Raw genomic sequence first — 12,598 nt, forward strand, 5'->3', positions numbered from 1 at the left:
AAATAAATATTAATAGCTTTTCACCATACATGTTACACTGCGAATCACATCATCTGATAGGAATCGTCATTATTGATATATTGCCCTAACTTTGCCAATGATATTACGTTTAATACCTCTCTAGTTACCTTTTTCCAATTAAATGAAGTCCAAAAAATAATAAGGAAAAACCCCAACCAAAACCGTTATATACACCGTATAATAGAAATAATACAAAATGAGGAGGCATAAAAATGCTCGGTACCATAACCGTTGTAATGATTTTTTCCATCCCCATACTTGGCATTCTGACAAGCCATTTTGAGAAACAATCAAAAACCAAACACAGTATGCTCAAAGATGAGTTGGAACTCGAAAAAATTAAGCATGAAAACTTCCTTTTGGAGACAGAGAAAATGAGGCTGGAACTGGATCAGATGAAATTCGATGAAAAAAGAGACGAGCCAAGGTTACTGTAGTCAAGTAACGTTGGTTCGTCTTTTTAAGGTGCATCCCTGTTTTAAAAACCTTTCGGGTCTCATAAGAATAATGAAGTCCGTTCTAATGAATATATTGATTGCCCACAAGATGGTCTGAGAGTACCTTGGTCGGGATGATGAATTCGACGGCCCCCATGTATCCTGGGGCAGCTTCAAAGCTGTTGAAGGCGATGACAAGCTTGCCATCTTTGTTTATATAAAAGTTTTGATTTTCATCAATGCCTTTAAATGGAGTAAGATCATCATCTTCGGCCCAATATATTTTATCCGGATCTTCTGCCATTTGTTGCTTCATCTGTTCCTTGATGTTCTCACTGATCACCTGCAGATAGCGATCATCTTTAAATAAGCTATTTAACGTTATAAGCACTTCGTTTTTCTTGTCGACTGTATCAAATTGACTTTCTGTAGAACTGGAGGCAGAAATCTTGTCAGTATAACGCTGTACAGATAAGATCGTTTCATTATCAGTCAATATCTTATATCCGCTTTCCACTGAGATATTTCCCTTTTCCCCTTCCTTCAGTTTTGACATGGAGTCCGTGAATTCCTTGTAGAGCTGCTTGCTTTCCGATAAGTATTTATCATTCAAACCATTTTCCAGCTGTTTATTCTCCAGACCAGAAATGGCAGGTGTTTTGATTACTGCCGAGGAATTATTGACTTCTTCTTTCCATTCGACGAAGGTGATCATTTTGATGACCTTTTCAACTATCGGAATATCACTCATCGCTTTCGCCGCTGCCGGACTGGTGTTGACGGAAGCTGTCACAATCAGAAGTGCTGCCGCCGCTGACACCAAGATATTCCTGCCAATCCGTGGCTTCTTCCTGGGCCTTTCATTCAAGGCTGCTTGAACGACATCTTTCAATTCCTTAGGGATCGGTGTTTGAAGGTATCCTTCCCGCAAATCTTTTAATTTTTTTTCCATCTTTTCGTTTCCTCCTGTTCAGTCATGTTGATCCGTAATAGTTGCAGTGCTTTATATAATCTCGTTTTAACCGTGCTTACGTTCTCTTCCAACACTTCCGCTATTCCTTCCAACTTCAGGTCCTCAAAGAATCGTAGAATGACTACCGTCTTATACTTGACCGAAAGTCCTTCAAGTGCCTTTTGCAAATCCAGGTCAGGGTAGTAATCTTCCTCTCCGCTGCGTAAGTATTCTATTGTTTCGTCATCGGCGACGGTCAGCTTCTTTTTCTTTCGCAAAATATCAAGTGCCGTTCGGACTATGATCTTATATAGCCAACTATCTATAGAAGCTGCGTCTTTGATTTTATTACTGGAGGCTAACGCTTTTCTGATCGATTCCTGCACGATATCAAGCGCATCCTCTTGATTCTTCACATAATAAAAAGCTAGTCTGTATAAATTTTCTTGCCTTTCGGTTATCCTTGCGGCCAATAACTGATTCATATCTAGATTTTTCATTGCATTATAGAGCTCCTTACATTTTAGTTACGTATCCTAGGTACAAAGGATAGACGCACTAACTGCTATAAAAGTTTGAAAATAGCTAATGAAATTTTTTCATATAAAATAATGAAATTTTTTACAAACTTTTAAGGCTTTTGGCGCGTCTATATAGTAGAATGATAAACGAGGTGGAGTGCATCATGAGGAAATTAAATTATAAAAAAGTCTTTATTTTTCTATTTTGTCTAACAGCTGCAGCGGGAACGTTGGGATTAGCCATCAAAAGCCTTGCTTTTGATAAAAAGCGAACCGTTTCGGCCTATACAAGCGATGAAAATTACCCAGAAGCTGATATTCAAACGTATTTAAAAGATAATACGAAAGGCGGGTATTCAGTAAGCAGGCCCGTTCTCCATATAGAAAATATCGACACGCAACTAGACGCTTACATAAAGAAAGAAATTAAGGATTACGAAAAGAAATGGAAAGCCTCCGACGTAAAAGCGTCTGAGCTTAACCTCACGTATACAATCCTCCATTTCTCAAAGCAGACCATTACCATCACCTTCGAAAAATATGAACAAGTGGAAGAAAAGAAGCAGTCTGAATCACGGACCTTCACTTACGATATTCCGTCTCAGCGTAAGCTCTCCATAGAAGACATTTTTGCCACGGATACCGATTATTTATCCGTTTTATCAGATATTGTTTTTGAAGAGTTAACCGAGAAGGAAGAAGAAGGCATTTCAAAGAGTCTTATTAAAAAGGATAACAAACTGAATGCCGCTAACTTCGATTCTTTTTCTGTCTTGAAAAATACACTTGTATTTTACGTTAAGACTGATGACTCAGCTAAGACTCATACTATAGCCATCAAGAAGGAACTGTTCAAAAATAGTTTGCTAGATTCATATCAAAGTCAAGATTTGAATGAGGATCGTGTAAAGGAATGGCAACCAAAACACATCGTCGCAAAGCTGCCCGTTCATAATGAATGGATTGACCCGTCCAAAAAGGTCATTGCCTTAACGTTCGATGATGGACCGCATCCAAGTCATACCATGTCCATTCTGAAAGACCTGAACAAGTATAATGCACATGCGACCTTTTTCGTATTAGGAAGCCGCGTACAGCACTATCCTGTTGTTCTGCAAAAAATGCTGGAACAAGGCAATGAAATCGGCAACCACTCATGGGATCATCCTCAGCTGACGCGCTTAAGCAAAAACAAAATAAAAAGTCAAATCGAAAAAACCCAGGACGCTGTAGTAAAAGCCACTGGTGCAAAGCCAATACTCATCCGTCCCCCATATGGTGCGATCAACAGTAATGCACGTGAAAATATGAAGGATATGCAAGTCATACTTTGGGATATCGATCCCGAAGATTGGAAAGAACGCGATGAAAAGAAAATCGTGAGCAAAGTGATGAGTAAAGCCAAAGATGGCAAAATCATATTAATGCATGATATCTACCAAACTAGCGCCCAGGCTGCAGGAACAATCATCAAACAACTTCATGACGAAGGCTATCAAATGGTCACTATTTCTGAGTTGGAGAAGGTAAATAAAGACCGTGAACTTTCCGGAATCGTCATAAAAGAATAATCAAAAGGAAAGAGCCTGTTTCAATTGAAACAGGCTCTTTTGCATGAAGATAAAATAAGCAGACCTTTGATCAAAGGTCTGCTCTGTTTTTTCATTCACCAAGATCCACATTATGATACACTTGCTGAACATCTTCCAAATCTTCCAATGCATCAATCATTTTTTCGAATTGTGCTTGAGAATCTTGTGGAAGGGCTAGATCATTTTGAGCAAGCATCGTCAGCTCCGCCACAGTAAAATCGGTGATGCCGACATCCTTGAATGCTTGCTGTACAGCATGAAATTGTTCAGGTTCAGCATAAACGATGACCGATTCCTCTTCTTCAATGATGTCACGTACATCAACATCCGCTTCCATTAATAGCTCAAGCACATCATCAGCCGTTTTACCTTCAATCCCGATTACAGCCGTTGCATCGAACATATAAGCAACAGATCCACTGACACCCATGTTCCCGCCATTTTTCCCAAATGCGGCACGTACATCAGAAGCCGTCCGATTTACGTTGTTCGTCAATGCATCAACAATGACCATTGATCCATTTGGTCCGAATCCTTCATAGCGAAGCTCGTCATAGCTTTCTTCCGAACCGCCTTTTGCCTTTTCAATGGCACGGTCAATGATCGCTCTTGGTACATTGTACGTTTTCGCACGCTCAAGCACGACCCTTAATGCCTGATTGGATTCCGGGTCTGGTTCACCTTGTTTTGCCACTACATAAATTTCCCGTCCGAACTTAGCATAAATACGACTTGTATTTGCATCTTTTGACGCTTTTTTTTCTTTAATGTTATTCCACTTACGACCCATTATATTCCACTCTCTTTCATCATTGAATATATACGAATAGATTATTATGATACTTGTCCTACCAGTGAATTCTCACGAACACCATTTGAAGACAGGATATACGTTTACTCGATTATATTATACATCAATTGTATAACTTTGAAAAAGTCCTGTACATCTTCTCCATTGCATTAAATAGGCTTACTTGGCGCTAATGTTTATAAAATACTATGGAAAATATCAAGAGTGGTATAGTATGAAGTGATTGGAAAGGAGATACGATATATGGAAAACCAAATCATCATCGGGATACCTGGAAAATGGAAAAACCGGACGGCGTTGATTCAAACTCTCGCTTCAAAAGGCGAGGGGTACCTGTTAGCCGGAAATATTTTTCACAACAAGGATAAGAACATCACTTTTCAGGCTGAAGTCCAGGATTATGAACCGACTTTAAAAGAGACCTTTTCCTACGCCAGTAAAGGAGCCTTTTCAGAGAGCTTATTAGAGGAAATCAATGATCATACCTTTACGGTCTATATTATTGCCGATATATCAGATACAGGAAATGTTACAGATCTGATCGACGCAGGCGCAGCAATCCTCAGGGCAGGCGGATTGGCAGTGAAAATAGAGACAGCCGGCATTGCCCATTCAAAGATGGATTGGCTGCAGCTTCATCATAACCCGGATATTCTTTCGGTTTACGCTCATTTTGTCACGATCATTGGTGAGGAAGATTATTATTGTTCATTCGGAATGAAAGCGTTTGGCCTTCCGGATGCCGTTACACTTAACACAATGAGTCCGAAAGAAGCGGCCGCTTTACTGAATACGTTCAATTATTACCATGTAGGTGAACGACCTCTCTTTACAAATGGTGAAACCTTTAGCATACAAAAAGATGCTCCCAACTATATTTTGACAGGCCTTCAGGACTTTAGATACGAAGAAGACAATCCCTTTTACAATCCATTTGGATTATGGAATTTGGGAACAAGCAAATAGAGGAGCAAATGCTCCTCCATTATATTTTGTTATACTGATTCCGCACTCATTTCTTCTTCATTTTCTTTCTTCACGAGTGACATGCCGCTTGCCTGGTATTTGAGGATTTTTTGAATGACCGTGCCAAGATGCGCTCCCGCTTCAACAGGTGGAATGCCTCCTTTATGAATGTTGGAAATGACCATCCTTTCCGCTTCAATCGTACCCAAACAAGGTTTATAGCAAATATAAGCGCTTAATGATTCAGCACTGACAAGACCAGGCCGTTCGCCGATCAGCAGGACAATCACCTTAGGCCTCAGGATTTCACCGATATCATCCATAACGGCAACCCTGCCTTTTTCTATATAAAACGGTGTACCTGTATCCAGTTTTGCCCCTGCCAAAGATTGTTTGAAAGATAAGTAGACGTCCTCGACATTATCTTCGATCGCCTTGGCACTTAATCCATCGGAAATGATGATTTGAACCGTAGGGTTCTTTATGCATTTGGCTTCAATCATCCGCTTCGCTTCATCCGAAAGTTTCCTTCCATAATCCGGACGGCGTAAATACACTTCTTTATCACCAGCCCTCGTTTTCACCTTGAACAAGTTCAAGCGTTTCAATAGAATCTCACTAACTTCACCATATACAGCATCAACGGCTGCGGCATGGTCAAAACGGAATTTAAGCCAAGAATCCGTTTTCGGACGTGTCCCCGCTCTGCCTACACCTATCCGGGCAGGAGTATTCGCTTTCAAAGCATCCAATTCTTCCTTATTATATGGATCGTTCATTCCCATCTCATCCACTCCTAATGGTTAAATATAGTTGGATCTCCTGCATGCTTCGTCAACTTGCCATTTTCCAAAATCCCCATCTTCTCCAGCCAGGCTTCATATAATGGTGCGGGCCGCTTATCCATCGTTTGTCTCAATGTCGCTATATCGTGGTAACTCAAAGACTGATAGTTTAACATGCAGTCATCGCCCATCGGAGTTGCGATGATGAAATTCACGCCAGCCGCTGTTAAAAGTACGCCCAAATCCTCGATATCATTCTGATCCGCTTTCATATGATTCGTATAGCAAATATCCACACCCATCGGCAGCCCATGCATTTTCCCCATGAAGTGATCTTCCAACCCGGCACGGATGACCTGCTTGCTGTTATATAAGTATTCAGGTCCGATGAATCCGACGACCGTATTGACGATGTACGGATCAAAATACCGGGCAAACCCATAGTTCCTGGCCTCAAGCGTCACTTGATCGATTCCAAAATGGGCTTCCGCCGATAACTCGGAACCTTGCCCCGTTTCAAAATAAAGATGCTGTGGACCTGTACCCGTCCCATAGGACTTTGCGACCTCATTCGCTTCTTCAAGCAATCGAACGTTAATGCCAAAAGAACGATTGGCAGCCTCCGTCCCGGCTATGCTTTGAAAGATCATGTCAGCAGGTGCCCCCTGCTGCACGGCTTTAATTTGGGTGGCCACATGGGCAAGCACACAATTTTGCGTCGGGATATTCCACTTCTGAATCACGTCTTGAGTCGCATGTAGCAGCCTCTTTACGCTTTCGACTGAATCATCGACAGGGTTGATTCCAATGAGAGCATCCCCGATTCCATAGGAAAGGCCCTCTTTTAAAGAAGCAAGCATTCCATCGACATTGTCCGTCGGATGGTTAGGCTGAAGGCGGGAGGCAAGCGTTCCCTTGTATCCAATCGTACTATTATTCTTGGTGAGCACTTCGATTTTATTGGCAGCATGGACAAGGTCGAGGTTCGACATGAGTTTGGCAGCGGCTGCTATCATTTCACTATTCAACCCCCTGCTTATTCGCTTTAAATCCTCGCCTGTCGTTTCGTCACTCAAAATATATTCACGCAGCTCGGCAACGCTCCAATTCTTCACAGTTTGATAGATGGTCCCATTGATGAGACCGTCTATGATCCGCGACACTTCATCCTCTTCCGGAGAAAGTAATGGATAGTTCCTAATGTCTGCCAAAGTCAATTCACTAAGCACCGCTTTTGCCGCAATCCGTTCCTGGACAGAATCTGCCGCAATGCCCGCAAGCCTATCTCCTGACTTCTCTTCATTCGCTTTGGCCAAGACTTCTTTCAACGATTTGAATTGATGGATTTCCCCAAAGTATTGAGTGGATAATTTCATCGAATATTCCTCCGTTTCTTAGTTGTGAAAGGTTAGCGTTTTAACGACAACCGGAACGACCCCTGTCTGCAATAGCCTTCCTATATCTAAATAATCACCATGTTCCACTTGTGTCTGATCAATACAGATGACCGGCATTTCTGGTCGATTCGCCATAAATGTCTGACCAAGCACTTTTCCATAATCACTATCCATGACAATAATGAGAGGTTGCTGCTGATCCGGTTTTTGCTTCAATGCCTCGGTAAAAGTGGCTACAAGCAGCTGAATGTCACGAAATGAAAGATAAGGCAGATTCGTTAAATAAAAGGCAAAATTCAATCCCTCCTGCAAGGCGTCGTATATCGTGATCGCCTCCTGAACCGATTGCTTCAATCTCTCGATTCCGTTTTCCAGCACGCCTTCAAAATCGAGCCGATAGACTGGAATATTGCGAATCGGCAGATGGGAATCATTCACCTCGATAGTGGCCCCGCTGATTTCAGTTGTATGTGAGCCTGCCCCAAGGACAGTCGCCCGAACCGTTTCAGTTGGATGTTCCCACTCCCAAGCAGCCAATTCTTCATTTTCTTTTACGGAAGTGGCAAGCATCATACCGATATCCTGAAAGCTTTTGTCCACCCGTTCTTCATGATAGATACAATCACTGACTCCTCCCGAGAACATCAACCCATCTATTCGTCCTGTCCAAGATGGCGCCTTCCCCACTAAAAGGAGTTCATCTTCTTTTGTAAATGAATCGGCCAAAAACCTCGAAAGCACCTTCGCCATTTCATTTGCAATCATTGCCCCGTCAGCATTAAAAGGAGAATACCCAATTGATTTCAGCCATTTCCTTATTGAAGGGGCGACCTTCATCTTTTTCCCCTCCCATTCCACCAAACGGCCTCCTATATTTAGTGTGCATGTTCCGCAAAGGATACCAGTCCGGTATACGGCAATATTCGCTGTTCCGCCGCCAATATCTATGTTCGCTATTGTCTTTCTTGTCTCAATCGAATGTTGATAGGCACCGGATCCCTTGGCGGCAATGATTCCCTCCAAATCCGGACCCGCCGCCGCTACAAGGAATTCCCCTGCCGCCTGCGATAACTGGTGTACCATTTCTTCTGCATTTTGTTTGGTTGCCGTCTCCCCTGTGATGATGACTGCCCCTGTTTGTATGTGTTCCATCGTGATCCCGGCATAAGAATACTCATTCTCTACCAATCTATGAATAGCAGGAATATCAATGACCGTATCGGATAAAAGCGGGGTCCTGAAAATTGGACTTCGGTACAGAATTTTCTTATCGGTAATTTCGATTTTAGGCACCTGTCCGCCACCCGCCACATTCCTGAGCGAAAGCTCGCTGATAACTAGCTTGGTCGTGCTTGTGCCAATATCAATTCCTGCACTGATGATCTTTTCCACCTGTTCATTCATTAAAATCACACCTCGGTTTTACACCACTTGAATTTTATCGTCGTCATCTACCTGGTCATTCTCTTTATATTCATTTATGCCGATAACACCTGCTGCACGATCTTTTTCCTCTAATTCCAAAGCTTTCGGGACGGACAGCCAATAAGCTAGACCTATTCCAATGACCCCGGCAGATAGCTTCCCTACAATGATGGGGAAAATTAAGGACGGCTGAAAGTTGGCAGTGAATGATAAATGATCGCCCAATAAGAAAGCTGCACACACAGCGAAGGAAATGTTTATGACCTTATCTTTCGGCGGCATATCTTTAACCAGTTTGAACATCGCCAATATATTGGCTACAGTGGCTAATATCCCTGCACTCCCCGCTTTGCTCAAACCAATTTTCCCGCCCATCGCTTCTAGTGGCTTTCCGGCATATTTTTGGATCAGGTAAATCATCGGAAAAGCACCAGCCAGCATGATACCGATATACCCTGCCGTTTCCAAGGCACGGAACTGATCCGCCTTATCGGCCATGATCGGATGAAAACCCCAAGCACCCAATACATTGGAAAACAGTCCTGTGAAAATTTCCACGATTGAAAACACGAGTACAAGCTTAATCGCTGTATCCAAAACTTTTCCAAATAGCATGAAACCTTTGATCATCAGATCCGGTAAAAAATAAAGACCTAACGCAAGCAATATCACAAAAATAAGGAGCGGGGAAAGATTCAGGGCAATTTTCAAATAGCTCAACGTGAATTCGTATGTGGAATCCGCATTCGTGGAAATCACTTCGCGAACTTTTGAATTCGTAGCCACCACCAGCATGCTTGAGATAAAAGCACCAATTGGAATCGTCAAGATTCCAGACATGACTCCAAGAGCCATATATTTATGATCACGCTTCTCCAGCATGGCAAGCCCCATTGGAATCGAGAATACGATTGTTGCTCCTGACATGAATCCGACAATCATCGCCATGATCCAGCCTTCATATGTTTCCTGTAACTCAGCGGCTAATTGATACCCCCCCATATCGGTTGCCAAAATAGTTGTTGCTGCGAGTGCAGGATCTGCACCAATCGCGGCGAAAACCGGGCCGCATACGGTATCGATGAACCATGATAAATAAGGGATGGAGGCCATGATCCCAGCTGCCGGGACAAATATATGTCCAACGGTATGCAACCCTTCCATGAACTGCTTGCCCAACCCTTGCTCGCTGTCTTTAATCGATGAAAAAGCACCAATCACGGCACACACCATAATGACATAGATAACGAATTTCCCTACCATCTCCATACAAATCCCCCCTGAATTTCGATTTCTTTTGCCTACCGATTTTTAAAAAAAGGGTATAAAAAAAAGACGCCTCATATAGCCCAAACTTAGGTTTTCAGCAGAATTGCCTGCCTACATCCCATTTGGTCCATCAAAGCGCCATTGCTTCATCTATTCACTTGTTTTTTATCATTTATAACGATTAGCTTTGCCACTTCCTCCATGGAAAGCTGCTTATCCATACTTAGCTTTCGAAGCTTGTTATAAGCGATTTCTTCTGTTACATTCTTTCTTTTCATGATAATTCCTTTTGCTTTTTCAATTACTTTACGATTTGTGAGCGATTCATCCAATTGAGCCATTCGTTCCTGATACTTTTTTGCATTATCAGCCTGCAATAAGGCAATCTCCACTGCTGGGATTAGATCGGCCTCTGTAATCGGCTTTACAAGATATCCTACGATATTGGCTCGTTTCGCCTGATCGATATATTCGCGCTGGCTGAATGCCGTTAAAAGCAAGACAGGTATCTGAAAGGTATTGGAAATAACTTCGCTAGCCTTAAGCCCATTCAATTTAGGCATTTTTATATCCATCAAAACGAGATCCGGTTGTAAAGCATGTGCCAACTCAATTGCCTTCTCGCCGTCACGTGCATGTCCAACCACATCGAAGCCTGCATCCTTGAGCATAATCGTTATATCAAGCAGAACAATCGATTCATCTTCCACGACCAAAATCCTCTTGACCACTTATCCCACCTACCTATTGTATGGAAATCTTACAGAAGCCAGGGTACCTTCTTTGATCCGATGAATCGAAAACTCCCCATTCAAATCATTTTCAACCGTCATGCGGATGATATCCAATCCCAATGACGTTTTCATTTCCGGCGAATATCCGATGCCATTATCCATGACTTGAATCTCCAATTCAGAACCATCCTTTTGAAAGCAAACGGTAATCTTCCCTTCCGTTCCTTCAATGAAAGCATGCTTCACACAATTATGAATGAGTTCATTCACCACAAGTGCGACAGAAATACCAATGTCAGAATCAATCGAATGAAGCTCACCCATATATTCGATACTCAGGTCGTTTCGAACTTGATCCTCCGTACACACGATCATATCGCCGATTTTTTTAATAAGCTCCAGTAAGTCCACATGATCGACATGGCTGCTTGCCAGAATGATTTCATAAACCGACGATATGCTTAACACCCGATTTAGACTGACCGATAAATGGGGCTTGCTTTCTTTTGGAACCCCTATCCTCATTTGCAGACGAAGTAAACTGGCAACAGTCTGCAAGTTATTTTTCACCCTATGATGAATTTCACGAATGACTACTGACTTGCTAATCAGCTCTCTCTCTTTATCACGCAGTTCAGTCAAATCGCGGATGATAATGAACGTTTCGTTGGATTTCTTATTGCCTAAATGGAATTTCTTTATTTGGAAAATTTTCTTCCCAATCGTCATTTCCTTCATTAAAATCTCTTCTTTTGAAGCAAGAATATCGGAAAAACTAGGAAAATACTCGAAAATGCAGTCCCCTAACACACAATCCATCAAACAATTTTCCGTCACTAGATTGATGGCAGCCGGATTCGTATAGACAATTCGATTCTGTTTATTAATCAGGAAAATGGACTCTTCGATAAATTCAGGAACTAAGGAATTTTGCTGTTCTTGCCTATCAAAATGATTCAACGTTTCAGGTTCTTCTAGAATCGCCTTTTCCATGATCAAAACGGCTATGACCCGATTGCATTCCCCCTTGATTGGAACAACACTTTGCTGGACCATCGCTCCCTCTTGAGTCAATGCCCGGTTCACAAACATGTCCTTACCGGTGCGCAATACATAAAATACTGCCGGCTCAAAAGCTTCATAAGCAAATTTCCCGACAACCGGATGATCATAAACAGATTTTACTGAATACGCGCTTTCCTCTGCCACGACAATGGCATGCTTTCCTTCACGCACCGGACAGTCAATAAAGACATTCGCCTTATTCAAATCAGCTATCAACGATAAATTCTTTGATAGGTTTTCTAGAATTTGAATATCCTTGTCCAGTAAGTGAGTATGCATCTCACATAACTCTCGGACAGAAGTTGTCCGTTCCATAGGCAAAACCCCAATAAACGTTTATTCATGGATATTATTATTGATTATTATAGATATTGCCCCTATTTTTGTCAATATTCAAAATATTCTAATGTAATGTATTCTTACATTAGATAGCGATATTTTAATAGTATACCCCTATAAAAAATCATCCCTAAATTAGCCCTTTTATCTAATTTGCATTTCTGTGCAACAATTTTTTTCCACCTCCTAATATTTTCGAATTATTCACATTATCTAATTTATCAAATTATTTTTAGTGATTATGAACAATGACAATCCATAATCATTAAATTAATATGTAATAT

Annotated in this window: 11 protein-coding genes and 1 pseudogene; 3 read left to right on the top strand and 9 right to left on the bottom strand. The window is 41.8% G+C overall.

Going from position 1 to position 12,598, the window contains the following annotated elements; genetic code table 11:
- Positions 1-233: 233 nt before the first annotated feature.
- A complete protein-coding gene (locus tag ACFWE9_RS22870) occupies positions 234-458 on the top strand; it encodes a hypothetical protein (protein ID WP_230158841.1) in 225 nt (74 codons plus the stop codon).
- An 82-nt stretch (positions 459-540) separates the two neighbouring features.
- On the opposite strand, the gene rsiV is transcribed toward ACFWE9_RS22870, so the two are convergent.
- Positions 541-1,410 (bottom strand): anti-sigma-V factor RsiV, encoded by an 870-nt coding sequence (rsiV, locus tag ACFWE9_RS22875; RefSeq protein ID WP_377358948.1) that lies wholly within the window; start codon positions 1,408-1,410, stop codon positions 541-543.
- Positions 1,395-1,910, bottom strand: coding sequence for an RNA polymerase sigma factor SigV (locus ACFWE9_RS22880; protein ID WP_230158835.1), 516 nt, complete (start codon positions 1,908-1,910; stop codon positions 1,395-1,397). Before ACFWE9_RS22880 ends, rsiV begins: the two co-directional genes overlap by 16 nt.
- A 185-nt stretch (positions 1,911-2,095) precedes the next feature.
- On the opposite strand from ACFWE9_RS22880, the gene ACFWE9_RS22885 reads away from it, so the two are divergent.
- Positions 2,096-3,502, top strand: coding sequence for a polysaccharide deacetylase family protein (locus tag ACFWE9_RS22885; protein ID WP_230158833.1), 1,407 nt, complete (start codon positions 2,096-2,098; stop codon positions 3,500-3,502).
- 91 nt (positions 3,503-3,593) lie between these two features.
- Here ACFWE9_RS22885 and ACFWE9_RS22890 read toward each other — a convergent pair whose 3' ends face one another.
- Positions 3,594-4,313 (bottom strand): YebC/PmpR family DNA-binding transcriptional regulator, encoded by a 720-nt coding sequence (locus ACFWE9_RS22890; protein ID WP_230158831.1) that lies wholly within the window; start codon positions 4,311-4,313, stop codon positions 3,594-3,596.
- A 264-nt stretch (positions 4,314-4,577) separates the two neighbouring features.
- Between ACFWE9_RS22890 and ACFWE9_RS22895 the strand changes: the two genes are divergently transcribed.
- Complete coding sequence (locus ACFWE9_RS22895; RefSeq protein ID WP_230158829.1) at positions 4,578-5,300, top strand: DUF4261 domain-containing protein; 723 nt, start codon at positions 4,578-4,580, stop codon at positions 5,298-5,300.
- A 29-nt stretch (positions 5,301-5,329) separates the two neighbouring features.
- Here the strand turns inward: ACFWE9_RS22895 and eutC are convergent.
- From eutC to ACFWE9_RS22925, 6 genes and pseudogenes are all read right to left on the bottom strand, one after another.
- Positions 5,330-6,091, bottom strand: a pseudogene (gene eutC / locus ACFWE9_RS22900) (ethanolamine ammonia-lyase subunit EutC); the annotation flags it as partial.
- Positions 6,092-6,096: 5 nt separating this feature from the next.
- On the bottom strand, positions 6,097-7,461 hold the full coding sequence (locus ACFWE9_RS22905; RefSeq protein ID WP_230158828.1) for an ethanolamine ammonia-lyase subunit EutB: 1,365 nt from the start codon (positions 7,459-7,461) through the stop codon (positions 6,097-6,099).
- An 18-nt stretch (positions 7,462-7,479) separates the two neighbouring features.
- Positions 7,480-8,886 carry an ethanolamine ammonia-lyase reactivating factor EutA gene (locus tag ACFWE9_RS22910; RefSeq protein WP_377358952.1) on the bottom strand — a complete coding sequence of 469 codons (1,407 nt, stop codon included), beginning with the start codon at positions 8,884-8,886 and terminating at the stop codon, positions 7,480-7,482.
- A gap of 18 nt (positions 8,887-8,904) precedes the next feature.
- Positions 8,905-10,176, bottom strand: coding sequence for an ethanolamine utilization protein EutH (eutH, locus tag ACFWE9_RS22915; protein WP_377358954.1), 1,272 nt, complete (start codon positions 10,174-10,176; stop codon positions 8,905-8,907).
- A 146-nt stretch (positions 10,177-10,322) separates the two neighbouring features.
- Entirely contained in the window at positions 10,323-10,907 is a 585-nt protein-coding gene (locus ACFWE9_RS22920) for an ANTAR domain-containing response regulator (protein ID WP_230158824.1), read from the bottom strand.
- A gap of 9 nt (positions 10,908-10,916) precedes the next feature.
- Positions 10,917-12,290 (bottom strand): sensor histidine kinase, encoded by a 1,374-nt coding sequence (locus tag ACFWE9_RS22925; RefSeq protein ID WP_377358957.1) that lies wholly within the window; start codon positions 12,288-12,290, stop codon positions 10,917-10,919.
- Between the last annotated feature and the right edge of the window lie 308 nt (positions 12,291-12,598).

Source organism: Peribacillus sp. NPDC060253 (assembly GCF_042727425.1).
Taxonomy (GTDB): Bacteria; Bacillota; Bacilli; order Bacillales; family DSM-1321; genus Peribacillus.